This is a genomic window from Cupriavidus laharis, from assembly GCF_914271435.1.
In the GTDB taxonomy this organism is placed as follows: Bacteria; Pseudomonadota; Gammaproteobacteria; order Burkholderiales; family Burkholderiaceae; genus Cupriavidus; species Cupriavidus laharis.
This window is the reverse complement of record NZ_CAJZAI010000016.1, coordinates 12,093-34,203: the sequence shown is the minus strand read 5'-3', so window position 1 is coordinate 34,203 and position 22,111 is coordinate 12,093. Positions and strand designations below refer to the sequence as shown.

The window sequence follows — 22,111 nt, the reverse complement described above, 5'->3', positions numbered from 1 at the left end:
TTCAGTAGTTGTCGCGGTCGACCTTGATTTCCTGCAGGATGGTCGTGGCGATTTCCTCGATCGACTTGTGCGTCGAAGACAGCCACTTGATGCCTTCCCGGCGCATCATGGCCTCGGCCTCGTTGACCTCGTAACGGCAGTTTTCCAGCGCGGCGTACTTGCTGCCGGGGCGGCGCTCGTTGCGGATTTCCGTGAGGCGCTGCGGATCGATGGACAGCCCGAAGATCTTGTTCTTGTAGTGGTACAGGGCCTTGGGCAGCTTGCCGCGCTCGAAATCGTCCGGGATCAGCGGATAGTTCGCCGCTTTCAGGCCGTACTGCATGGCCAGGTAGAGACTGGTCGGTGTCTTGCCGCTGCGCGATACGCCCACCAGGATCACATCGGCTTCCTCGAGGTTCTTGTGTGACTGGCCGTCATCATGCGCCAGCGAGAAGTTGATGGCCTCGATGCGGTTCTTGTACGCCTCGGTATCCGCATTCTGGTGGAAGCGGCCGATGGCGTGCGTCGATTTCAGCCCGAGTTCCTTTTCGAGCGGTTCGATGAAGGTCTGGAACATGTCCAGGATCATCGCCTTGGCGCGGCGCAGTGCCTTGTTCGCTTCCTGGTTGACCAGGGTGGTGAAGACGATGGGCGGCACCCCTTCGGTCTGGAATGCCTCATTGATCTTGCCGACGGCGATATGTGCCTTTTCCGGGGTGTCGACAAATGGCATGCGCACCTTGCGGAAGCGCATCTCGAACTGTGCCAGGATCGAATGGCTGAAGGTTTCGGCGGTAATGCCGGTGCCGTCCGAGACGATGAATACGGTTCGGGTGGCGGGGCGGTCGCCCGCGGCAGGTTGGGGAGACTGCGGCGTGGCACCGGCGGTGGCCGGTTGGGCGCCGTCCGGCGCGACTGGCTCAGACATGGGCGAGCAGAGTAAATAGATTTAATCTTCCGCAGAAAAGTGCGGCACAGCACGGTAGAATAGCGGCGATCTTTTCGCTAAGCAATTCCGGTGAGCCTTTGCCGGTGCGGCCATCCCGGCTGGAATTGTTGACAATGTGCGCTGCGAGATGAGAGCCACAAAACGCAATTCCCCTGAGATCTCCGGGGTTGTTTAGCCAAGCGATCGTTCCGGGAACAGAACACCAAGAACATACCGGACACCCGCGCCAGATTTCTTACTTTGTTTTGAGGCTTTCATGACTAACCAGGCAAATAACGGCGCCTACGTGCAGCCGTTCGAGCAGTTGCGCATGTCGGATGTGGAAACGGTCGGCGGCAAGAATTCGTCGCTGGGCGAGATGATCTCCCAGCTGGCCGAAGCCGGCGTCCGCGTCCCCGGTGGTTTCGCCACCACCGCACTGGCATTCCGCGATTTCCTCGCCCACAACGACCTGACCAACCGTATTTCCGACCGCCTGAAGAGCCTGGACGTCGATGACGTCAAGGCCCTGGCCGAAGCCGGCGCCGAGATCCGCCGCTGGGTCGTCGAGGCGCCGTTCCAGCCGCGCCTGGAACAGGAAATCCGCGAGTTCTACGCACGCGCCGCCGAACGCGAAGGCGCGGAGGCATCTTTCGCCGTGCGTTCTTCCGCTACCGCGGAAGACCTGCCGGACGCTTCGTTCGCGGGCCAGCAGGAGTCCTACCTGAACGTCAGCGGCATCGACGACGTGCTGGACAAGATCAAGCACGTGTTCGCATCGCTGTACAACGACCGCGCCATTTCCTACCGCGTGCACAAGGGCTTCGCCCATGACGTGGTGGCCCTGTCGGCCGGCGTGCAGCGCATGGTCCGCTCGGACCTGGCTGCCTCGGGCGTGATGTTCACCATCGACACCGAGTCGGGCTTCCCGGACGTGGTCTTCATCACCTCCAGCTACGGCCTGGGCGAGACGGTGGTGCAGGGCGCCGTGAACCCGGACGAGTTCTACGTCTTCAAGCCGACGCTGCAAGCCGGCAAGTACCCGATCATCCGCCGCTCGATCGGCTCCAAGCTGATCAAGATGGAATTCACCAAGCCGGGTGAAGCCGGCCGTGTGAAGACGGTGGACGTTCCCGCCGAACTCCGTAACCGCTACTCGATCACCGATGCAGACGTGTCGGAACTGGCCAAGTACGCCATGATCATCGAGAAGCACTATGGCCGCCCGATGGACATCGAGTGGGGCAAGGACGGCAAGGACGGCAAGATCTACATCCTGCAGGCCCGCCCGGAAACCGTGAAGAGCCAGTCGGCCGGCAAGGCCGAGCAGCGCTTCAAGCTGAAGGGCACCGCTCCCGTGCTGACCAGCGGCCGCGCCATTGGCCAGAAGATCGGTACCGGCCCGGTGCGCGTCATCAACGACCCGTCCGAAATGGAACGCGTGCAGCCCGGCGACGTGCTGGTGGCCGACATGACCGACCCGAACTGGGAGCCGGTGATGAAGCGCGCCTCGGCGATCGTCACCAACCGCGGCGGCCGTACCTGCCACGCAGCCATCATTGCGCGTGAACTGGGCGTACCGGCCGTGGTCGGCTGCGGCGATGCGACCGACATCCTGAAGGATGGCACCCTGGTGACCGTGTCGTGCGCCGAGGGCGACGAAGGCCGCATCTACGACGGCCTGCTGGAAACGGAAGTTACCGAAGTCCAGCGCGGCGAGATGCCCGAGATCGACGTCAAGCTGATGATGAACGTCGGCAACCCGCAGCTGGCGTTCGACTTTGCGCAGATCCCGAACCAGGGCGTGGGGCTGGCCCGCCTGGAATTCATCATCAACAACAACATCGGCGTACACCCGAAGGCTATCCTCGACTATCCGCAGGTCGATGCCGACCTGAAGAAGGCCGTGGAGAGCGTGGCCCGCGGCCACGCTAGCCCGCGCGCGTTCTACGTCGACAAGCTGGCCGAAGGCATTGCCACGATCGGCGCGGCCTTCTATCCGAAGCCCGTGATCGTGCGCCTGTCGGACTTCAAGTCGAACGAGTACAAGAAGCTGATCGGCGGTTCGCGCTACGAGCCGGATGAGGAAAACCCGATGCTGGGCTTCCGCGGTGCCTCGCGCTACATTGCCGAGGACTTCGCCGAGGCGTTCGAGATGGAATGCCTGGCCATGAAGCGCGTGCGCGACGAAATGGGCCTGACCAACGTCGAGATCATGGTGCCGTTCGTGCGGACCCTGGGCCAGGCCGAGAAGGTCGTCGAGCTGCTGGCCAAGCACGGCCTGAAGCGCGGCGAGAACGGCCTGCGCATCATCATGATGTGCGAAGTGCCGTCCAACGCCATCCTGGCCGAGGAATTCCTGCAGTACTTCGACGGTTTCTCGATCGGCTCGAACGACCTGACCCAGCTCACGCTGGGCCTGGACCGCGACTCCGGCATGGAGCTGCTGGCCAAGGACTTCGACGAGCGCGATCCTGCCGTGCGTTTCATGCTGTCGCGCGCGATTTCCACGGCCAACCGCCTCGGCAAGTACGTCGGCATCTGCGGCCAGGGCCCTTCGGACCATCCGGATTTCGCTGTCTGGCTGGCCAAGGAAGGCATCCAGTCGATCTCGCTGAACCCGGATTCCGTGGTGGAAACCTGGCAACAGCTGGCGTCCTGATGCATTTGGCGTCACAATAACGAGAACTGCCGGCGCCGTTGTGTGCCGGGTAGCACCGGCCCTGCGGCAGGTGTGAACAAAGGCCCCCGCAGGCGCCGCTGGCGTTGCGGGGGTTTTTCTTTGCCTTCTGCATTGGATGACGGATGCCCGGCTGCCCGGGCGGGAAGGGGACGGATGGCTTCGCACTACATGTGGTTCGTGGCCGTGGTCGCGCTGGTGATCGCGGAGCTGGCTACCGGTACGTTCTATCTGCTGATGGTCGCGCTCGGGCTCGCCGCGGGTGGTTTGGCGGCGCTGTCCGGGCTGGCGCCGCCGGCGCAGACGCTGGTGGCCGCCGTGGTGGCCGTCATCGGTATTGCGGTATTGCGCCGCTCGCGCTTCGGCAGGCAGCGGCGCGGGAACGCCGCTGCCGATCCGGGCGTGAACCTCGACATCGGCCAGGAACTCGAAGTGCCCGCGTGGGATGTCTACCGGCGCGCCCGCGTGCCGTACCGCGGCGCTGACTGGACTGTCGAGTTGGTGCCGGGCGCCGAGCCCGCACCGGGCCGCTTCCGCATCGTCGAGGTGCGAGGCGCGACGTTGATCGTATCGCCGCGCTGATTCCCCTTTTCTCTTGTGCCGCGCTGGTGCGGCGACGCTGTCCATTGTCCGGAGGGTCTTACATGGAAGTCTTTCAGCTTGGCCTGTTGCCGCTGATCATCCTGATTGCCGCGATCGTGCTGATTGCGAAGGGCATCAAGATCGTGCCCCAGCAGCATGCCTGGGTGCTCGAGCGCCTGGGGCGCTATCACGCGACGCTGACACCGGGGCTATCGATCGTGGTGCCGTTCATCGACCGCGTCGCCTACAAGCACATCCTGAAGGAAATCCCGCTCGACGTGCCCAGCCAGGTCTGCATCACGAAGGACAATACGCAGCTTCAGGTCGATGGCGTGCTGTACTTCCAGGTCACGGACCCCATGAAGGCTTCGTATGGATCGAGCAACTTCGTGGTGGCGATCACGCAGCTGTCGCAGACCACGTTACGCTCGGTCATCGGCAAGCTGGAACTCGACAAGACTTTCGAGGAGCGCGAGTTCATCAACCACAGCGTGGTCAACGCGCTGGACGAGGCCGCTGCCAACTGGGGCGTGAAGGTGCTGCGCTACGAGATCAAGGACCTGACGCCGCCCAAGGAAATCCTGCACGCCATGCAGGCGCAGATCACGGCAGAGCGTGAGAAGCGGGCGTTGATCGCCGCGTCCGAGGGCAAGCGCCAGGAGCAGATCAACCTCGCTGCCGGCGCGCGCGAAGCGGCCATCCAGAAATCCGAAGGCGAGAGGCAGGCCGCCATCAACAAGGCGCAGGGCGAGGCGGCGGCCATCCTGGCGGTGGCCGAGGCCAATGCGCAGGCGATCCAGAAAATTGGTCAGGCCATTCGTGTGGAAGGCGGCATGGAAGCCGTGAACCTCAAGGTGGCCGAGGAATACGTCACGGCCTTCGGCAACCTTGCCAAGCAGGGCAATACGCTGATCGTGCCGGGCAACCTTGGTGAGATGAGCAGCATGATTGCCTCCGCGCTGCAGATCGTGAAAGGGCAGAAGGCCAGCTGAGGGCACGGTCCGCACTGACCGACCGTCATTCCCGCGCATACCCAAAGGGCACGTGGGCGGGAATCCAGTGCCTTTCAAAGCCACTGGGTTCCCGCTTTCGCGGGAACGACGCAAAGGCTCTTATTCCTTGCCGCCGCCCTTCATGATGCGCGATTTCTCGCGCTGCCAGTCGCGCTGCTTCTCGGTTTCGCGCTTGTCGAAGAGCTTCTTGCCCTTGGCGAGGCCGATCTCGCATTTCACGCGGCCGCGCGTGTAGTGCAGGTTCAGCGGCACCAGCGTATAGCCGCGCTGCTCGACCTTGCCGATCAGCTTCTTGATTTCGTCGGCCTTGAGCAGCAGCTTGCGCGTGCGCACCGGGTCGGGCGTCACGTGGGTGGAGGCGCTCTGCAGCGGGCTGATGTGGGCGCCGATCAGGTACATCTCGGCATCGCGCACGACCACGTAGCCTTCCTTGATCTGCACGCGGCCCGCGCGGATCGCCTTGACTTCCCAGCCTTCCAGCACGATGCCGGCCTCGTATCGCTCTTCAATGAAGTAGTCGAAAAAGGCCTTCTTGTTATCTGCGATGGTCATGCGTGCGGGTAAGGGATTCGTAAGTGGAATGTCTTGCCGGCAGTGGCCCGTTCTGCGGCGGGGATGCCGCGGAGGCCTGCGTCGGCTAAAATCCGGATTTTAGCAAACCAGCCCCGGTACCGGTCCATGCCCGCGGCGCGCCAGGTCCGACTGGCGCGATATTGCAGTGCGGTATGGCCGGATGCCTGATTTTCCCATTCATGGCAGACGTCCATAAATCCGTGCTGCTCGGCTATTCGGCCGCGCAGATGTACGACCTGGTCACGCGCGTGGAGGACTACCCCAAGTTCCTCCCGTGGTGCGGCGGCGTGGAGGTGTTCGAGCAGACCGAGGCCACGCTGGACGCCAAGATCCACATCCAGTTCAAGGGCATCCAGCAGTTCTTCCACACGCGCAACACGCAGGAGCGGCCAACCCGCATCGACATGACCTTTGCCGACGGTCCGTTCAAGACCTTCAATGGCTCCTGGCGCTTCACGCCGCTACGCGAGGACGCCTGCAAGATCGAATTCCACCTGCACTACGAGTTCTCCAGCCTGCTGCTGGAAAAGATCATCGGCCCGGTATTTAGCATCATCGCCAATACCTTCGTGGATGCCTTCGTCAAGCGCGCGGAGGTGGTCTATGGCGCAAGCTGAGGCCGCACCGGGTACGGTGCGCATCTCGGTGTGCTACGCCAGGCCGGATTCGGTGTTCCTGAAGGAACTCGACGTGCCGGTGGGCACCACGATTGCCGCGGCCATCGTCGGCTCCGGACTGCAGCAGGCCTGTCCGGAAGTCGATCCCTCGACCATGCGGGTCGGCATTTACGGCAAGCTCAAGACACCCGATACCGTCGTGCGTGCAGGCGACCGCGTGGAAGTCTATCGGCCCCTGACCGCTGATCCGAAACTGGCCCGGCGCCGGCGCGTGCAGAAAACGCGCGAGAGCGGCACGCGCGAGGGGCAGAAGTGGTTGCGCGGCGGCTGAATCCGGGGCGCGCCGGGGTTGGCGCCCGGTACGAGCCTCAGCCGCAGTTCTTCTCGATATTGGCGTTCGTTTTCAGTATCTCGGCCTGGCGCTCTTCGCCGCCGAGATACTGCACGCTGCCGTCAGCGGTCATTACGCCGGTGCGCACGCCCTGTTGCAGACCCTGCGCGTAGTTGCGCAATTGGGCGCAGCGCGTGGTGCGCTCGTTGGCCTCAGCCTCTTTCTGTGCTTCCTTGGCAGCCGCCTCGAGTCGCTCCGCGCGGCGCTTCTGGAACGCCTCCTCGGCCGTGGGCGCTGGTGCTGCGGCCGCCTTTACGGGAGCCGGCCTGGCGGGAGCGCTTTCGGCATTCGCGGGGGGTGCCTCGACGGGCCTGTATTCTCCTGAGAGCTGTCCGGGGGACTTCACGATGCGCGTGATCGACGGCGGCGGGGGGATATCGCTGTACACCATGCGGCCACTGGCATCGCGCCATTGCCACTGGGCGGATGCCGGTGCCGGCACGGTGGCGAGGGCGGCGGCAAGCAGCGAAAGCGACAGCGCGGACGAACGGATCATGGCTGGGTGTCGGTAGTGACTGGACGATTTTCGGTGGCCGGCAATGGCTTGCCGGCCAGGCCGGACGTCATCGATGTGACCCCGGCGGCATCGCATGCAAGTCTACGCAGACTTGTCGTTGGCGTGCAAGCGGACAGACCAGGCGACGCCGGCCATGAGCAGGACGATGGCGGCGATTTCCAGTGGCCGTGGCCAGCGGTGATCGAACACAAACCCGTATGCCAGCGCGAAAAGCGTCTCGAATACGATCATCTGGCCCGACAACGTCAGCGGCAATCGGCGGCTGGCGATGTTCCAAAGGTTGTTGCCAATCAGCGACGCTCCGAGTGCTACCGCGGCGTTGACCATCCAGAACCATTGCCAGTCGCGCCCGGTGTCCGGGGCACTGAGTGTGTCGCCTGCGAGCTGCCAACCCACTACGGCGAGCACGGCGGAGACCGCGCCGGTCGACAGTCCGTACAGCGCCGACCACTCGTTGCCGCTGTAGTGCGGGTTGCGCTGCAGGTAGCGCGCGTTGTCCACGGCATAGAGCGTCCAGCAGACCAGCGCGCCTGCTGCGCAGGCCACGCCTGCCAGCTTCTGCCAGACTGGGCGGGCCACGGCGCCGGCCGCAGCGCCATGGGCGCTCTGGCCGCCGCCGAACAGGTCGATATTGATGCAGGCAATGCCGGCCGCGACCACCAGCAGCGGCCAGATCAGCCGGCCCAGCGGCACCGCGCCATGGTCGCGCCGGCCCATGATGGTCACGGAGATCGGCAGGATGCCGATGATCAGCGAGGTCGGGCCCACCCCGGCGAGTTGCACGCCAAAGGCCAGCAGCACGTAGTACAGCAGGTTGCCGGTGAAGGCCTGGCGCAGCAGCGCCACGCAGTCGGCGCGCGTGAGCTTGCGCGCAAGGCGCTTCATCAGGGGCAGGGCGGCGACGAACGCGACCAGCCCGTAGGCCAGGTAGCGCCCGATGGCCAGTTCCCAGGGCGAGAACACCGGCAGAAGCTTGGGTGCGATGAATACCATGCCCCAGAATGCCCCCGCCAGCAGTCCGCACAGTACGCCGATCCCCATTCCTGCCACGCTTCGAAGAAAAAGACGTCGAGCATAGCAGAGACCGTCGTGCGCGGGCGTTTGCGCCGCGTCAAGACACGCGCATTCCTGTATAATTCGGTTTTGCGCCTAGAGGATTTGCTATGCGTCTTGTCCAGAAAGCACTCACGTTCGATGATGTGCTGCTCGTGCCGGCCTATTCGGCCGTCCTGCCCCGGGATGTCTCCCTTCGTACCCGCCTGACTCGTTCGATCGACCTGAACATTCCGCTGGTGTCCGCCGCCATGGATACTGTGACGGAAGCCCGCCTGGCCATTGCCATGGCGCAGGCCGGCGGCATCGGCATCGTCCACAAGAACTTCAAGCCGGCGGACCAGGCCCGCGAAGTGGCTCGCGTCAAGCGCTACGAATCGGGCGTGTTGCGTGATCCAATCACCATTTCTCCGGAGATGAGGGTGCGGGAAGTGATCGCGCTGTCGCAGCAGCATGGCATCTCGGGCTTCCCGGTGCTGGAAGGCAAGACGGTTGTCGGCATCATCACCAACCGCGACCTGCGCTTCGAGGAAGAGCTGGATGCCCCGGTGCGCGCCAAGATGACCCCGCGCGAGAAGCTGGTGACCGTCAACGAAGGCGCTCCGCTGGAAGAAGCCAAGCGCTTGATGAATCGCCACCGCCTGGAGCGCGTGCTGGTGGTCAACTCGGCATTCGAGCTGCGCGGCCTGATCACGGTGAAGGACATCCAGAAGGCCGTGGAAAACCCGCTGGCCAGCAAGGATGACCACGGCCAGCTGCGTGTCGGTGCGGCCGTCGGTGTGGGCCCGGAGAATGACGAGCGCGTTGAACTGCTGGTCAAGGCCGGCGTGGACGTGATCGTGGTCGATACCGCGCACGGCCACAGCCAGGGCGTGCTGGACCGCGTGCGCTGGGTCAAGCAGAACTTCCCGCAGGTGCAGGTGGTCGGCGGCAACATTGCCACCGGCGATGCCGCACGGGCACTGGTCGAGCATGGCGCGGACGGCGTCAAGGTCGGCATCGGCCCCGGCTCGATCTGCACTACGCGTATCGTGGCCGGCGTGGGCGTGCCGCAGATCACCGCCGTGTCGAACGTGGCCGAGGCCCTGGAGGGCACCGGCGTGCCGCTGATTGCCGATGGCGGCATCCGCTACTCCGGCGACGTGGCCAAGGCGCTGGCAGCCGGCGCCCACACCGTGATGATGGGCGGCATGTTCTCGGGTACCGAGGAAGCGCCGGGCGAAGTGTTCCTGTACCAGGGCCGCTCGTTCAAGAGCTACCGCGGCATGGGTTCGGTGGGCGCCATGAAGGACGGCGCAGCCGACCGTTACTTCCAGGAAGACAACACCGCCAACGTCGACAAGCTGGTTCCGGAAGGCATCGAAGGCCGCGTGCCCTACAAGGGCTCGGTCATGGCCATCATCCACCAGCTCACCGGCGGCGTGCGCGCCTCCATGGGCTACTGCGGCAGCAAGTCGATCGCCGACTGGCACGAAAACGCCCAGTTCGTGCAGATCACTGCGGCCGGCATGCGTGAGTCGCACGTGCACGACGTGCAGATCACCAAGGAAGCGCCGAACTACCACATCGACTGACCCGCGCGGCAGGCGTGCCAGGCCAGATGCCAGGGCATCCCGGCAGGCAAGCCTGCCGGGCCCGCTGAGGAACGCTCATGAAGGTACTGCTGCGAGCCGTGCTGTTCTTCGATGCCTTGCTCGACCTGCTGCTCGGTGTGCTGCTGCTGATGTCGCCGTTTACCACGCTGTATGCGGCCTTGCAGTTGCCGCAGCCACAACCGGCGCTGTTCGGACAGCTGCTGGGCGTGGCGCTCATAGGTCTGGCCTGGCTGCTGTGGCACGCGACTTTCAACGGACAAATGACGGTGACGGTGGCGCGGACCGCCGGCTATGTCAACCTGGCCAGCGCGCTGCTGATTCTCTCCTGGATGATTTTCCTGGAGCTGCCGCTTGAGGGCGCTGGCAAAGTCTGGCTGCCCGTGCTTGTGGTCATGCTTGGTTTCTTCGCGCTGGTGCAGATACCAGCGGCCAAGCGTGTACGCAACCGGGAGCGGCAACTGAAGGCGGAGCGTGAGCTGCAGCAGGCCACCGAAGCCAATGACCCGCGCAACCAATCCGGCGCCGTGCGCCGCGCGCAAACATCGAAATTCCCCGACACCCGGCGCGAGCCGGTCATCACGCCGCCGCCCGGCTATGGCCCGGGCACGGAAGTGACAACCGAACCCGAACCGGAAGATACGCCACCCGCCCATCATGCACGACAAAATCCTTATTCTTGATTTCGGCTCGCAGGTCACGCAGCTGATTGCCCGCCGCGTTCGCGAGGCGCACGTCTATTGCGAGATCCATCCGAACGACGTGAGCGACGAATTCGTCCGCGAATTCGCGCCCAAGGGCATCATTTTGTCGGGCAGCCACGCCAGCACCTATGAAGACCACCAGCTGCGCGCGCCGCAGGCGGTTTGGGATCTGAGCGTGCCGGTGCTGGGCATCTGCTACGGCATGCAGACCATGGCCGTGCAGTTGGGTGGCAAGGTGGAGTGGAGCGATCACCGCGAGTTCGGCTACGCCGAGGTGCGTGCCCATGGCCACACCCCGCTGCTCAAGGACATCGAGGATTTCACCACGGCCGAAGGCCACGGCATGCTGAAGGTTTGGATGAGCCACGGCGACAAGGTTGCCGCGCTGCCGCCGGGCTTCAAGCTGATGGCATCCACGCCGAGCTGCCCGATCGCCGGCATGGCAGATGAGGCGCGCGGCTACTACGCTGTGCAGTTCCACCCGGAAGTCACGCACACGTCGAAGGGCCGCGAGATGCTCGAGCGCTTCGTCCTGGGCATCTGCCGCGCCAACGCGGACTGGGTGATGCAGGACCACATCGAGGAAGCCGTGTCGCTGATCCGCAAGCAGGTGGGCGACGAAGAGGTGATTCTCGGCCTGTCCGGCGGCGTGGATTCGTCGGTGGCTGCCGCGCTGATCCATCGTGCGATCGGTGACCAGCTCACCTGCGTGTTCGTCGACCACGGCCTGCTGCGCCTGGACGAAGGCAAGATGGTGATGGAGATGTTCGCCGGCCGCCTGCATGCCAAGGTCGTGCATATCGATGCCTCGGAACAGTTCCTCGGCCACCTGGCCGGCGTGACCGACCCCGAGCAGAAGCGCAAGATCATCGGCCGCGAATTCGTCGAGGTCTTCCAGGCCGAAGCGAAGAAGCTCACCAACGCGAAGTGGCTGGCCCAGGGCACGATCTACCCCGACGTGGTCGAGTCGGGCGGCACCAAGACCAAGAAGGCTACTACCATCAAGAGCCACCACAATGTCGGTGGCCTGCCCGAAACGCTGGGCCTGAAGCTGCTGGAGCCGCTGCGCGACCTATTCAAGGACGAAGTCCGCGAGCTGGGCGTGGCGCTCGGCCTGCCACCCGAGATGGTGTACCGCCATCCGTTCCCGGGTCCGGGCCTGGGCGTGCGCATCCTTGGCGAAGTCAAGCGCGACTACGCCGACCTGCTGCGCCGTGCGGATGCCATCTTCATCGAGGAACTGCGCAAGACCATCGCGACGGAGCAAGACGCTGCCGCCGGCCTGTGCGAGCCGCAGCAGGTCGGCAAGAGCTGGTACGACCTGACCAGCCAGGCCTTTGCCGTGTTCCTGCCGGTGAAGTCGGTGGGGGTGATGGGCGATGGCCGTACCTATGACTACGTCGTCGCGCTGCGCGCAGTGCAGACTACGGACTTCATGACGGCGCACTGGGCGCACCTGCCGTATTCGCTGCTGGGACGGTGCTCGAACCGGATCATCAATGAAGTGCGTGGGCTGAACCGGGTAGTGTATGACGTGTCGGGCAAGCCGCCTGCGACGATCGAGTGGGAGTGATGTGGCGTGAGCCGATAGCTACTCCAGGCTGTTGATCGAACGATTGAGCTTGCCCCAGAAGCCCGTGCTGATGCGCGGGCTTCGTGTTTCTTGGCGATCACGGGATTTCGCAGCCGTGGGCGGCGCCTGTCCCTGTGGTTTGAAATTGTTGGAAAAAGAGCACTCAGGATTATCAAAATCCTGACTTTCCAAACCGGGCGAACCCGGCAGGTTCACCCCCCACCCAACAGATCCTGCTCATCCAGCAGCGCATAAGCAATCTCCGGCGTAGCCTCCATCGCCCGCCGGACCGCGGCAGGAATCGCCTGCCTCGTCTTCCGGCACAGCCCTGGCTGGTCCTCCAGCTGGATATTGATCCCGCGCAGCGTACGCACGCCGTTCGCGCTCGGCGTGATGGTCAGGACGATGCCCAGTTGTGCTTGCAAGCGGCTGCCCACGTGCCGCAAGTCCGCCAGGCTCGTCACGCTTTCCAGCCGTGCCACCAGCCGTTTTTCCTCCTCGCGTGTCAGGCGCAGGACGCGGATATCGGCGTTCGGATCGGCCAGCAGTTCTTCCCTGCGGCAGGTGCAGGCGCCGGGCGGGCATTCCGTGCGGATCGGGAAGGGGGCGTTCATCGGGGCGTGGCGGCTTCGCGTGGCCCCGTTTTGGGGCTGGTAACCGGATATCTTAAGGCAGGAAGCGGTGGCCGGGCACGGCAGCAGGATGACTGCACGCGGCGCCGATTCGATTTATGCTGCCACCGGCGGTGCCGAGCCGCCGCACAGGAAAACCAGACACGACCCATGCCAGGAGACCACATGGCCCTCTCGATGTATGACGTATCGATTCCCGCGTTCATCCGCGCCCTGACCAACCTGTCCGCCATCCTCGAGAAAGGGGCGGCGCATGCGCAGGCGCAGGGAATGGATCCAGCCGACCTGATCCAGACGCGCCTGATCGCGGACATGGACGCGCTGCCGGCCCAGGTGCAGCGTGCCAGCGATGCCGCGAAAGGCTGCGCGGCGCGGCTCGCAGGTATCGATGTGCCGTCCTATGCCGACAACGAGGCAACCTTTCCCGAATTGCAGGAGCGTATCGCGAAAACCGTGGGTTTCCTGAAGTCGATTCGCCCCGAACAGCTCGAAGGCAGCGAGTCGAGAGTCATCGAGCTGAAGCTGCGGCAGGGCACGATGACCTTCGACGGCAAGAGCTACCTGCTGGGCTTTGCTCTGCCGAACTTCTATTTCCATATCACCACGGCGTACGACATCCTGCGCCATAAGGGGGTGCAGATCGGCAAGGTGGACTTCCTCGGCACACGCTGAAGCTCTGTCCTTGCCCCGGCCACGCCGGGGTTTAGTGCATGGCGGCGCCGGCAGGCAGGCTGCCGCGTGCATCGAAGCCGGCGGCGCGGTCCAGCCGGCCGCTCAATTCCGTCAGGCCCAGCGCCACCAGCACGACGAGCGCACCGATCCACGGCGTATGCATCAGGCCCAGGTGCGTGACGATCAGGCCGCCAGCCCAGGCTGCCCCTGCAATGCCGAGATTGAATGCCGCGATGTTCAGGCCGGAGGCCACATCGACAGCGTGCGGTGTATGGCGCTCTGCCTGCTTGACCACGTAGACCTGCAAGCCCGGCACATTGCCGAAAGCCACGGCGCCCCAGGCCAGCACCGTAGCCACGACCAGCCATGGGTGCGGCGCGGTGAAGGTCAGCACGAACAGCACGAACGCCAGCAGCAGGAACACCAATCGCAGTGCCGGAATCGGGCCATGGCGGTCGGCCAGGCGGCCACCCCAGATATTGCCCACGGCCACGGATACGCCATACACGAGCATTACCAGTCCGACAGCGTTGGCGCTAAAACCCGACACGTCCTGCAGGATCGGCGCCAGGAAGGTGAACGGGATGAACGAGCCGCCATAGCCGATTGCCGTCTTGGCGTACACCAGCAACAAGCGTGGCTCCGCCAGCACGCGCGCCTGCTGCAGCAGCGATGCCGGCGGCGTGTGCCGGATCGACGACGGCACGAACAGCAGGCTGCCGACGAAGGCGATCATGCCGAGCCCGGAGACGGCCAGGAAGGTCTCGCGCCAGCCGAAATGCTGGCCGATGAACGTGCCCAGCGGGACACCCGTCACCAGCGCGACGGTCAGCCCGGTGAACATGATGGCGATGGCGCTGGCCGCCTTTTCCTTCGGTACGAGGCCGGTAGCGATGGTCGAGCCGATCGAGAAGAACACGCCATGGGCAAGGCCTGTCAGGATCCGCGCCATGACCAGGGATTCATAGCTGGGCGCTTTCCAGGCCAGAAGATTGCCGAGCGTAAAGAGTGCCATCAGTGACAGCAGCAGCATCTTGCGGGGCAGGCGGCCGGTCAGCGCAGTCAGCACGGGCGCGCCGACAGCCACGCCCAGCGCGTACAGGCTGACCAGCAACCCGGCGGACGGCAGACTGATGTGCAGGTCCGCGGCAATAGTGGGGATCAGGCCGACGATCACGAATTCTGTCGTACCGATGGCGAATGCGCTGATGGTCAGCGCTAACAGGGCAATGGGCATGGTCTGCCTCCAGACTCCGAAGATGGGATGGCGGCAGTGTGCCTGCAATATCTTTGCAGATTAACGTGGTGATCGGCAGAATATATTTGAGAAAAATTCAAGAATAAGGTCTTGAGCCACTATGCGGCATCGTGGATCCGGCGAGGGGCGGAGTGATGACGTCTGCCTTCGCGCCACGTGCCGTCCGGTCGCCATATCAGCGGAAACCCTGACTCGTCTGGTATACTTGCATGATGTCTGGCCGCTGCCGGATACAGCCTGCGAGAGGCCATGCGGACCACCGCCCCGATCAACTGCCGGAGGCCGCCTTCCCTCAAGCCATCTCTGATCCGGAGTCCTGGCCTCGCTCTCCCGACCCATGAAAGAACGGCCGCCATCGGGCGCCGAAACCACTGCGTTCCCGACCGGAGCGCGCCGCAAAGCATGACTTACGCCGTCAAGGAAATCTTCTATACGCTGCAGGGCGAAGGCGCCAACGCCGGCCGTGCCGCGGTGTTCTGCCGCTTTGCCGGCTGCAACCTGTGGAGCGGGCGCGAAGAGGACCGGGCGATGGCGGTTTGCCAGTTCTGCGACACGGACTTTGTCGGCACCGATGGCACGCGGGGCGGCAAGTACCGCACGGCTGGGGAGCTGGCCGCCACGGTCGCCTCCGAATGGCCGCAGGGCGCCGGTGGCAAGCCGCTGGTGGTGTGCACAGGCGGCGAACCGCTGCTGCAGATCGATGCCCCGCTGATCGACGCATTGCACGCGCAGGGCTTCGAGATCGCGATCGAAACCAATGGCACGATCGCGGTGCCGCCGGGCATCGACTGGGTTTGCGTGAGTCCGAAGATGGGTTCCGAACTGGTGGTCCGGAAGGGAAACGAGCTGAAGGTCGTCATTCCGCAGGCCGGGCAGGACTTCGCCGCATACGAGCAGCTGGATTTCCAGTATTTCCTGGTGCAGGCCATGGACGGCCCGCTGGCCCGCGAAAATACCGCCGCCGCCGTGGCGTTCTGCCAGCAGCATCCGCGCTGGCGCCTGTCGCTGCAGACCCACAAGCTGCTTGGCATCCGCTGATCGACGCTGATTGCTGCCGTGCGGTCTCACCGTGGGCCACAATAGAGCCCGCGGACCCCGGCCCGAAGTCCACCCAATGCAGGCCGCCTTGCAAGCGCCCGTACTCATGAGCAAACAAGTTTCCATTACTCGCAGGCTGGAATTCGATTCCGGCCACCGTATCCCGAATCACTGCGGCCAGTGCCGCAACATCCACGGCCATCGCTATCGCCTGGACCTGACCCTGTCGGGCGAGGTACTGCACCGTGAGGGCGCGTCGGACGACGGCATGATCCTCGACTTCAGCGATATCAAGACGCTGGCGCAGGAGCACCTAGTGTCGAAGTGGGACCATGCGTTCCTGATCTATCGTGGCGACACGGCGCTGCTGAACTTCCTGCAATCGATGGAAGGGCACAAGACCGTGGTGCTGGACGCCATCCCGACGGTCGAGAACCTGGCGCAGATCGCCTTTGACATGCTGGCGCCCGTGTTCAAGGACTGCTTCGGCCACCATCTGCAACTGACCCGCCTGGTCCTGTTCGAAACGCCCAACTGCTGGGCCGAAGTCACCGCCACGGCGGAGCTGCCGGCACAGGACTGAGCCAGCAATGACGGATACCCGCAGGGCGGAGGAAATCGCGCGCGACGAGCGCTACATGCGCGCCGCCATGGACGAGGCGCGCCTGGCCGAAGCCGCGGGCGAGGTGCCGGTCGGTGCGGTGGTGGTGTGGAACGATGCCATCATCGCGCGCGGCCACAACCTGCCGATCAAGTCGATGGATCCGTCGGCCCATGCCGAGATGCAGGCGCTGCGTGCGGCCGCCCAGGTGCTCGGCAACTACCGCATGCCCGAGTGCGAGCTGTACGTGACGCTGGAACCATGCGCGATGTGCAGCGGCGCCATCCTCCATGCGCGCCTGCGTCATGTGGTGTTCGGCGCGACGGATCCGAAGACGGGTGCGGCCGGCAGCGTGGTGAACCTGTTCGAGCAGGCGCAGCTCAACCACCAGACCACCATCACGAACGGCGTGCTCGCGGCTGAATGCGGGCAGATGCTGAAGGACTTCTTCGGTGCCCGGCGCCGCGCGCAGAAGGCCGCGCAGCTCGCCGCACGAACGCTGTCCGATCCCGAACAACCCTGACGAAACCTGGCGACCTGACGATAGCGAGCCCGCATGAGCACACCGAGCATCCAGCCGCATACCGAAGTCCGCCTGATCGCGTCGTCCGGTTACCCGCATGATGTCGCCATTGCGGCACGCGGCTGTGCCTGGCTCAAGGCGCATGGGTACCACACGACCAACCCCGACGTGCTGGCGCGGCGCTACCTGCGCTTCGGCGGCACGGATGCCGAACGGCTCGCGGACCTGCATGCGATCGGCACCGGTACGCCCCATGAGCTGACACTGGCCGTGCGCGGCGGCTACGGCATTGCGCGGCTGCTGGCGCGGCTCGATTTCGCGCAGATCGCCGAACAGGCGCGCGCCAGCGGCACGCCCATCGTCGGTCATAGCGATTTCACGGCGTTCCAGCTGGCCTACCTGGCGGCCACCGGCGGCGTGACTTTCGCCGGCCCGATGCTGCTGGCGGACTTTGGCGCTGATACGGTCGACCCGTTCATGTGGGAGCACTTCGAGGGCATCCTGCGCGATCCGGCCTACACGGTGACGGTGCTGGCGCCGCAGGACGGCGGGCAACCATTCTCGGGCACGGTCGCGGGCACGCTGTGGGGCGGCAACCTGGCCATGCTGTGCAGCCTGCTCGGCACGCCGTTCATGCCGCGGGTGGAAGGTGGCATCCTGTTTCTGGAGGACATCAACGAGCCTCCGTACCGCGTGGAGCGCATGCTGGTGCAACTGCACCAGGCTGGCGTGCTGGGCGCGCAGCGGGCCATTGTCCTCGGTGATTTCTCCAACTACCGCGTGACGGACTACGACAACGGCTACGACATGGATGCCGTGGTTGCCTATCTGCGCGACCAGTTGCAGGTGCCGATACTGACCGGCCTGCCGTTTGGCCACTGCGCGCAGAAGCTGACCCTGCCGGTAGGCGGTCAGGCGCAGCTCAGCGCACACGCGGAAGGCTTCAAGCTGGCCATGTCAGGCTATCCGGTGCTTCCGGCGCTGTCCTGACAGCGTTTCGATCCGCGCCAACCGGTCGCCGGAAAGGCGTCCGGATGGTAAAATAATCGGTTATTTCCCCATTTCCTGCCGGGTTCTCCCATGAACCGGGGCGCATCGACGCCACCCCGTTCCGGCAAGCCTGGCGCATTGGCGCCATACCCCGTTTCCAGACAAGGTTCCAGACGTGCTTTCTACCGCAAACATCACCATGCAGTTCGGCCCCAAGCCGTTGTTCGAGAATATCTCGGTCAAGTTCGGCGAGGGCAACCGCTACGGCCTGATCGGCGCGAACGGCTGTGGCAAGTCCACCTTCATGAAGATCCTGGGTGGCGACCTCGAGTCGTCGTCGGGCAATGTCATGCTGGAGCCGGGCATCCGCCTGGGCAAGCTGCGCCAGGACCAGTTCGCCTATGAAGACATGCGCGTGCTGGATGTCGTGATGATGGGCCACACGGAGATGTGGGCCGCCGCACAGGAGCGCGACGCGATCTATGCCAACGCGGAAGCGACCGACGAAGACTACATGAAGGCCGCCGAACTGGAGGCCAAGTATGCGGAGTACGACGGCTACACCGCCGAGGCGCGTGCCGGCGAACTGCTGCTGGGCGTAGGCATCCCCACCAGCCAGCACCAGGGCCCGATGAGCGACGTCGCGCCGGGCTGGAAGCTGCGCGTGCTGCTGGCGCAGGCGCTGTTCTCGAACCCGGACGTGCTGCTGCTGGACGAACCGACCAACAACCTGGACATCAACACGATCCGCTGGCTGGAGACCGTGCTCAACGAGCGCAACTCCACCATGATCATCATCTCGCACGATCGCCACTTCCTGAACTCGGTCTGCACCCACATGGCCGACATGGACTACGGCACGCTGAAGGTCTACCCGGGCAACTACGACGAGTACATGGAAGCGTCGATGCAGGCCCGCGAGCGCCAGATGGCCGCCAACGCGCGCGCCAAGGAACGCATCAGCGAACTGCAGGACTTCGTGCGCCGCTTCTCGGCCAACAAGTCCAAGGCGCGCCAGGCCACCTCGCGCGCCAAGCAGATCGAGAAGATCAAGGTCGAGGACATCAAGCCGTCGTCGCGCCAGAACCCGTTCATCCGCTTCGAGTTCGAGAAGAAGCTGCACAACCTTGCCGTTGAGGTGGAAGGTATCACCAAGACCTACGACCGCAAGATCATCAACAACCTGTCGATGGCGATCCAGGCAGGCGAGCGCGTGGCGATCATCGGCGAGAACGGCGCGGGCAAGACCACGCTGCTGCGCAGCCTGCTGAATGGTGCCGTGCAGACCGGCGTGCAGCGTGGCGTCGAAGTCGATCGTGGCACGGTCAAGTGGGCCGAGAACGCCAACGTCGGCTACATGCCGCAGGACACGTACGAGGAATTCCCTGCAGACCGCGACGTGATGGACTGGATGAGCCAGTGGACGCAGGCGGGCGACGATGAAACGTCGCTGCGCGGCACGCTGGGCCGCCTGCTGTTCTCGGCGGACGATATCAAGAAGAACGTCAAGGTGCTGTCCGGCGGCGAGAAGGGCCGCATGATCTGGGGCAAGCTGATGCTGGGCCGCCATAACGTGCTGGCGCTGGACGAGCCGACCAACCACATGGACATGGAATCGATCGAGTCGATGCAGATCGCACTGGACAAGTTCCAGGGCACGCTGATCTTCGTCTCGCACGACCGCGAGTTCGTGAGCGGCCTGGCCACGCGGGTGATCGAAGTGCGTACCGACGGCACGGTGACGGATTACCTCGGCACGTATGACGAGTACCTGCAGTCGCAGGGGATCGACGGCTGAGCGCCAGGGAAACCAAGACATGACAAGGCCGCCTACGGGCGGCCTTTGTGCTTGCCGGGGCCGCGCGTTCTATTCCCCTGCCTGCATCTCGATCGACTCGACAATCTCATCGAGCTGCCCGGTGATCGCCTTCGCCGTAATCTCGCCCTTGGCCTTGAGCAGCGCCGCGTGCAGCGGGTCGCGCAGGGCGATCAGCGCAGGGAGATCCGTGGCTTTTTCCACCTTGACCTGCATGAGGTACCCGCGCAGGCCGAGGTGCTGGCCGATAACCTCTGTGTAGAAGTGGTAGAGGCGCTGGTAGGCCTGGATCTCAGCCTGCGAATATGGTGTGTCGGCACTGGCCGGAGCTAGAGCTGCAACCCGGCTCGCGGGCGCCGAGGTTTCCACGCGGCGCATGGCGTACAGCGAGAAGAGATTGCTGTCCTCGGCAGGCGGCGCTGCCTGCACGGCGGCGGGTGTGGTCTGCGCAGGCTCCGGCACCGGTTCGACCAGTGACATCTGCAGGAGCTGGTTGAGCGATTCGGGGCCCACGCCCATGTCGCCGAGCTGTGCCAGCAGTTCCTGTGCGCGCCGTTCCCCATTGACGATCAACAGCAGGGCGCGGAGCTTGTGATCCAGCTTGCGTGCGCGGGTCTTGATCTCGTCAAGGCCGGCTTCTGTCTTGCGGTAAATCGGATTGACCACGTCTCGCTCCTTGTTATGTATCGGCCGCGCTTGCGAGATCCCTTGAGGTGCGGCCGATTATCGCCATCTGTTGTTCCGGCGTTTGCGCGGCGCAAAAAAACGCCCGCCGCAATCCGCTCTACAATGTGCGTGCACCATAAAAGTAACAAAAAACTTGCAACCGCTGATTGACCAATCTGACAACTGTGGCCATGCAACAACGAGACAAACTCTTCATAAACGGTAAATGGGTCACCCCGCACGGCACGGGGCTGATCGACGTCATCCACTCCACCACCGAAGCGGTCATGGGCCGCATCCCCGAAGGCAGCGCGCGCGACGCGGAAGATGCGATCCAGGCCGCCCGCGCCGCGTTTGACGGCTGGGCCAGCACGCCGCCGGCGGTACGCGCCGGCTATATCAGGAAAATCGCCGAAGGGCTGAAGGCGCGGACCGAAGAACTGGCCCAACTGATCGCGGGCGAAGTTGGCATGCCGATCAAGCTGGCGCGCGCGATCCAGGTGGGCGGCCCCGTCTACAACTGGGGCCAGGCCGCGAAACTGCTGGAAGGCTTTGCCTTTGAGGAGGAAGTCGGCAATTCGCTGGTCGTGCGCGAGCCGGTTGGCGTCGTGGCGGCGATCACGCCGTGGAACTATCCGCTCAACCAGATCACGCTGAAGGTGGCCCCCGCGCTGGCGGCTGGCTGCACGGTGGTGCTCAAGCCGTCGGAAGTGGCTCCGCTCAATGCGTTCGTGCTGGCCGAGGTGATCGAAGCGGCGGGCCTGCCGCCTGGCGTGTTCAACCTGGTGACCGGATACGGGCCGGTGGTGGGCGAGGTGCTGGCCAGCCATCCCGAGGTGGACATGGTGTCGTTCACCGGTTCGACCCGTGCCGGCAAGCGCGTGTCCGAACTGGCGTCGCAGACCGTCAAGCGCGTGGCGCTGGAGCTGGGCGGCAAGTCCGCTTCGGTGATCCTGGACGATGCCGACCTGCCTGCCGCGGTCAAGGGCACTATCAATGCGTGCTTCCTGAACTCCGGCCAGACCTGCTCGGCGCACACCCGAATGCTGGTGCCGCGCAGCCGTTATGACGAAGTGAAAGCGATTGCCGCCAAGGTGGTCGAAGGCTTCACCGTCGGCGACCCGCTGCAGGAAACCACCAAGCTCGGACCGCTGATTTCCGCTGTGCAGAAGGACCGTGTGACGGGCTATATCCGTCGCGGCCTGGAAGAGGGCGCGGATCTGGTCGCGGGCGGTCCGGAGACACCGGCGGGTCTGGAGAAGGGCTTTTTCGTCAAGCCGACCGTGCTGGGCAATGTGGAGCCGCGTGCCATCGTGGCGCAGGAAGAGATCTTTGGCCCGGTGTTGTCCATCATCTGCTACGACACGGAGGAAGACGCCGTGCGTATCGCCAACGACAGCATCTACGGTCTCGGCGGCGGGGTGTGGGGCGGTGACGAGGCGCGTGCGATTCGCGTGGCACGACGCATCCGTACCGGCCAGGTCGACATCAACGGCGGCCCGTTCAATATGCAGGCGCCGTTCGGCGGCTACAAGCAGTCCGGCAACGGGCGCGAGGCAGGCAGGTACGGGCTAGAGGAGTTCCTGGAGTACAAGGCCTTGCAACTCAAGAAGCCGGCCTGATTGCCCGCACGGGCATTTCTGCACAAAGCCCCGCATGGCAGCATGCGGGGCTTCTTATTTGACCGCATTGGTGGCGATAATTGCCGGCAAA

General features: G+C 64.4%; 23 protein-coding genes. 15 read left to right on the top strand and 8 right to left on the bottom strand.

From position 1 onward, the window contains the following. Nucleotide 1: 1 nt before the first annotated feature. On the bottom strand, nucleotides 2-907 hold the full coding sequence (gene ppsR / locus LDO29_RS23325) for a posphoenolpyruvate synthetase regulatory kinase/phosphorylase PpsR (protein ID WP_224082111.1): 906 nt from the start codon (nucleotides 905-907) through the stop codon (nucleotides 2-4). A gap of 277 nt (nucleotides 908-1,184) precedes the next feature. Here ppsR and ppsA point away from each other — a divergent pair, with 277 nt between their 5' ends. From ppsA to LDO29_RS23310, 3 genes are all read left to right on the top strand, one after another. Continuing rightward, nucleotides 1,185-3,569, top strand: a complete 2,385-nt coding sequence (gene ppsA, locus LDO29_RS23320; RefSeq protein ID WP_224082110.1) for a phosphoenolpyruvate synthase — start codon at nucleotides 1,185-1,187, stop codon at nucleotides 3,567-3,569. 174 nt (nucleotides 3,570-3,743) lie between these two features. Continuing rightward, complete coding sequence (locus tag LDO29_RS23315) at nucleotides 3,744-4,169, top strand: NfeD family protein (protein WP_224082109.1); 426 nt, start codon at nucleotides 3,744-3,746, stop codon at nucleotides 4,167-4,169. A gap of 62 nt (nucleotides 4,170-4,231) precedes the next feature. Beyond that, nucleotides 4,232-5,161, top strand: a complete 930-nt coding sequence (locus tag LDO29_RS23310; protein ID WP_224082108.1) for an SPFH domain-containing protein — start codon at nucleotides 4,232-4,234, stop codon at nucleotides 5,159-5,161. Nucleotides 5,162-5,281: 120 nt separating this feature from the next. Here LDO29_RS23310 and smpB read toward each other — a convergent pair whose 3' ends face one another. Continuing rightward, on the bottom strand, nucleotides 5,282-5,734 hold the full coding sequence (gene smpB, locus LDO29_RS23305) for an SsrA-binding protein SmpB (RefSeq protein ID WP_224082107.1): 453 nt from the start codon (nucleotides 5,732-5,734) through the stop codon (nucleotides 5,282-5,284). Nucleotides 5,735-5,934: 200 nt separating this feature from the next. Between smpB and LDO29_RS23300 the strand changes: the two genes are divergently transcribed. Together LDO29_RS23300 and LDO29_RS23295 are read left to right on the top strand one after the other, a co-directional pair. Beyond that, nucleotides 5,935-6,372, top strand: a complete 438-nt coding sequence (locus LDO29_RS23300) for a type II toxin-antitoxin system RatA family toxin (protein WP_224082106.1) — start codon at nucleotides 5,935-5,937, stop codon at nucleotides 6,370-6,372. Beyond that, nucleotides 6,359-6,703 (top strand): RnfH family protein, encoded by a 345-nt coding sequence (locus LDO29_RS23295; protein WP_224082105.1) that lies wholly within the window; start codon nucleotides 6,359-6,361, stop codon nucleotides 6,701-6,703. Before LDO29_RS23300 ends, LDO29_RS23295 begins: the two co-directional genes overlap by 14 nt. A 37-nt stretch (nucleotides 6,704-6,740) precedes the next feature. Here the strand turns inward: LDO29_RS23295 and LDO29_RS23290 are convergent, their stop codons facing one another. Together LDO29_RS23290 and LDO29_RS23285 are read right to left on the bottom strand one after the other, a co-directional pair. Beyond that, nucleotides 6,741-7,259 (bottom strand): DUF4124 domain-containing protein, encoded by a 519-nt coding sequence (locus tag LDO29_RS23290; protein ID WP_224082104.1) that lies wholly within the window; start codon nucleotides 7,257-7,259, stop codon nucleotides 6,741-6,743. A gap of 102 nt (nucleotides 7,260-7,361) precedes the next feature. Then, complete coding sequence (locus LDO29_RS23285; protein ID WP_224082103.1) at nucleotides 7,362-8,321, bottom strand: DMT family transporter; 960 nt, start codon at nucleotides 8,319-8,321, stop codon at nucleotides 7,362-7,364. 122 nt (nucleotides 8,322-8,443) lie between these two features. On the opposite strand from LDO29_RS23285, the gene guaB reads away from it, so the two are divergent. The 3 genes from guaB to guaA all read left to right on the top strand — a co-directional run bounded on the left by guaB (nucleotide 8,444) and on the right by guaA (nucleotide 12,202). Next, nucleotides 8,444-9,907 carry an IMP dehydrogenase gene (gene guaB, locus LDO29_RS23280; RefSeq protein ID WP_224082102.1) on the top strand — a complete coding sequence of 488 codons (1,464 nt, stop codon included), beginning with the start codon at nucleotides 8,444-8,446 and terminating at the stop codon, nucleotides 9,905-9,907. Between the two features lie 77 nt (nucleotides 9,908-9,984). After that, nucleotides 9,985-10,608 (top strand): hypothetical protein, encoded by a 624-nt coding sequence (locus LDO29_RS23275; protein WP_224082101.1) that lies wholly within the window; start codon nucleotides 9,985-9,987, stop codon nucleotides 10,606-10,608. Beyond that, nucleotides 10,583-12,202: a glutamine-hydrolyzing GMP synthase gene (guaA, locus tag LDO29_RS23270; RefSeq protein WP_224082100.1), complete on the top strand. Its 1,620-nt coding sequence runs from the start codon at nucleotides 10,583-10,585 to the stop codon at nucleotides 12,200-12,202. The genes LDO29_RS23275 and guaA overlap by 26 nt, the downstream gene beginning before the upstream one ends. An 18-nt stretch (nucleotides 12,203-12,220) precedes the next feature. Here guaA and LDO29_RS23265 read toward each other — a convergent pair whose 3' ends face one another. Together LDO29_RS23265 and LDO29_RS23260 are read right to left on the bottom strand one after the other, a co-directional pair. Beyond that, nucleotides 12,221-12,418, bottom strand: coding sequence for a hypothetical protein (locus tag LDO29_RS23265; protein ID WP_224082099.1), 198 nt, complete (start codon nucleotides 12,416-12,418; stop codon nucleotides 12,221-12,223). Next, nucleotides 12,415-12,816: a hypothetical protein gene (locus LDO29_RS23260; RefSeq protein WP_224082098.1), complete on the bottom strand. Its 402-nt coding sequence runs from the start codon at nucleotides 12,814-12,816 to the stop codon at nucleotides 12,415-12,417. The genes LDO29_RS23265 and LDO29_RS23260 overlap by 4 nt, the downstream gene beginning before the upstream one ends. Before the next feature lie 183 nt (nucleotides 12,817-12,999). Here LDO29_RS23260 and LDO29_RS23255 point away from each other — a divergent pair, with 183 nt between their 5' ends. Continuing rightward, a complete protein-coding gene (locus tag LDO29_RS23255) occupies nucleotides 13,000-13,506 on the top strand; it encodes a DUF1993 domain-containing protein (protein WP_224082097.1) in 507 nt (168 codons plus the stop codon). A 31-nt stretch (nucleotides 13,507-13,537) separates the two neighbouring features. Here the strand turns inward: LDO29_RS23255 and LDO29_RS23250 are convergent, their stop codons facing one another. Beyond that, nucleotides 13,538-14,743 (bottom strand): MFS transporter, encoded by a 1,206-nt coding sequence (locus LDO29_RS23250; RefSeq protein ID WP_224082096.1) that lies wholly within the window; start codon nucleotides 14,741-14,743, stop codon nucleotides 13,538-13,540. 423 nt (nucleotides 14,744-15,166) lie between these two features. Between LDO29_RS23250 and queE the strand changes: the two genes are divergently transcribed. From queE to LDO29_RS23225, 5 genes are all read left to right on the top strand, one after another. Next, the gene (gene queE, locus LDO29_RS23245; protein WP_224082095.1) at nucleotides 15,167-15,802 is read left to right on the top strand and encodes a 7-carboxy-7-deazaguanine synthase; all 636 of its coding nucleotides are present in this window, start codon (nucleotides 15,167-15,169) and stop codon (nucleotides 15,800-15,802) included. Between the two features lie 106 nt (nucleotides 15,803-15,908). Next, on the top strand, nucleotides 15,909-16,385 hold the full coding sequence (gene queD, locus LDO29_RS23240; RefSeq protein ID WP_224082094.1) for a 6-carboxytetrahydropterin synthase QueD: 477 nt from the start codon (nucleotides 15,909-15,911) through the stop codon (nucleotides 16,383-16,385). A 7-nt stretch (nucleotides 16,386-16,392) separates the two neighbouring features. Continuing rightward, nucleotides 16,393-16,926 (top strand): tRNA adenosine(34) deaminase TadA, encoded by a 534-nt coding sequence (gene tadA, locus LDO29_RS23235; RefSeq protein WP_224082093.1) that lies wholly within the window; start codon nucleotides 16,393-16,395, stop codon nucleotides 16,924-16,926. 33 nt (nucleotides 16,927-16,959) lie between these two features. Then, a complete protein-coding gene (gene ldcA, locus LDO29_RS23230) occupies nucleotides 16,960-17,916 on the top strand; it encodes a muramoyltetrapeptide carboxypeptidase (protein WP_224082092.1) in 957 nt (318 codons plus the stop codon). Between the two features lie 175 nt (nucleotides 17,917-18,091). After that, complete coding sequence (locus LDO29_RS23225) at nucleotides 18,092-19,714, top strand: ABC-F family ATPase (protein ID WP_224082091.1); 1,623 nt, start codon at nucleotides 18,092-18,094, stop codon at nucleotides 19,712-19,714. A gap of 69 nt (nucleotides 19,715-19,783) precedes the next feature. Here LDO29_RS23225 and LDO29_RS23220 read toward each other — a convergent pair whose 3' ends face one another. Further along, on the bottom strand, nucleotides 19,784-20,398 hold the full coding sequence (locus tag LDO29_RS23220; protein WP_224082090.1) for a hypothetical protein: 615 nt from the start codon (nucleotides 20,396-20,398) through the stop codon (nucleotides 19,784-19,786). A 191-nt stretch (nucleotides 20,399-20,589) separates the two neighbouring features. Between LDO29_RS23220 and LDO29_RS23215 the strand changes: the two genes are divergently transcribed. Next, nucleotides 20,590-22,020, top strand: a complete 1,431-nt coding sequence (locus LDO29_RS23215) for an aldehyde dehydrogenase family protein (protein WP_224082089.1) — start codon at nucleotides 20,590-20,592, stop codon at nucleotides 22,018-22,020. The last annotated feature ends 91 nt before the right edge of the window (nucleotides 22,021-22,111 follow it).

Excerpts from the sequence above, each read along its gene's own strand:
- ppsR (WP_224082111.1), bottom strand. The coding sequence starts at position 907 with ATGTCTGAGCCAGTCGCGCCGGACGGCGCCCAACCGGCCACCGCCGGT.
- ppsA (WP_224082110.1), top strand. The coding sequence starts at position 1,185 with ATGACTAACCAGGCAAATAACGGCGCCTACGTGCAGCCGTTCGAGCAG.
- LDO29_RS23315 (WP_224082109.1), top strand. The coding sequence starts at position 3,744 with ATGGCTTCGCACTACATGTGGTTCGTGGCCGTGGTCGCGCTGGTGATC.
- LDO29_RS23310 (WP_224082108.1), top strand. The coding sequence starts at position 4,232 with ATGGAAGTCTTTCAGCTTGGCCTGTTGCCGCTGATCATCCTGATTGCC.
- smpB (WP_224082107.1), bottom strand. The coding sequence starts at position 5,734 with ATGACCATCGCAGATAACAAGAAGGCCTTTTTCGACTACTTCATTGAA.
- LDO29_RS23300 (WP_224082106.1), top strand. The coding sequence starts at position 5,935 with ATGGCAGACGTCCATAAATCCGTGCTGCTCGGCTATTCGGCCGCGCAG.
- LDO29_RS23295 (WP_224082105.1), top strand. The coding sequence starts at position 6,359 with ATGGCGCAAGCTGAGGCCGCACCGGGTACGGTGCGCATCTCGGTGTGC.
- LDO29_RS23290 (WP_224082104.1), bottom strand. The coding sequence starts at position 7,259 with ATGATCCGTTCGTCCGCGCTGTCGCTTTCGCTGCTTGCCGCCGCCCTC.
- LDO29_RS23285 (WP_224082103.1), bottom strand. The coding sequence starts at position 8,321 with ATGGGGATCGGCGTACTGTGCGGACTGCTGGCGGGGGCATTCTGGGGC.
- guaB (WP_224082102.1), top strand. The coding sequence starts at position 8,444 with ATGCGTCTTGTCCAGAAAGCACTCACGTTCGATGATGTGCTGCTCGTG.
- LDO29_RS23275 (WP_224082101.1), top strand. The coding sequence starts at position 9,985 with ATGAAGGTACTGCTGCGAGCCGTGCTGTTCTTCGATGCCTTGCTCGAC.
- guaA (WP_224082100.1), top strand. The coding sequence starts at position 10,583 with ATGCACGACAAAATCCTTATTCTTGATTTCGGCTCGCAGGTCACGCAG.
- LDO29_RS23260 (WP_224082098.1), bottom strand. The coding sequence starts at position 12,816 with ATGAACGCCCCCTTCCCGATCCGCACGGAATGCCCGCCCGGCGCCTGC.
- LDO29_RS23255 (WP_224082097.1), top strand. The coding sequence starts at position 13,000 with ATGGCCCTCTCGATGTATGACGTATCGATTCCCGCGTTCATCCGCGCC.
- LDO29_RS23250 (WP_224082096.1), bottom strand. The coding sequence starts at position 14,743 with ATGCCCATTGCCCTGTTAGCGCTGACCATCAGCGCATTCGCCATCGGT.
- queE (WP_224082095.1), top strand. The coding sequence starts at position 15,167 with ATGACTTACGCCGTCAAGGAAATCTTCTATACGCTGCAGGGCGAAGGC.
- queD (WP_224082094.1), top strand. The coding sequence starts at position 15,909 with ATGAGCAAACAAGTTTCCATTACTCGCAGGCTGGAATTCGATTCCGGC.
- tadA (WP_224082093.1), top strand. The coding sequence starts at position 16,393 with ATGACGGATACCCGCAGGGCGGAGGAAATCGCGCGCGACGAGCGCTAC.
- ldcA (WP_224082092.1), top strand. The coding sequence starts at position 16,960 with ATGAGCACACCGAGCATCCAGCCGCATACCGAAGTCCGCCTGATCGCG.
- LDO29_RS23215 (WP_224082089.1), top strand. The coding sequence starts at position 20,590 with ATGCAACAACGAGACAAACTCTTCATAAACGGTAAATGGGTCACCCCG.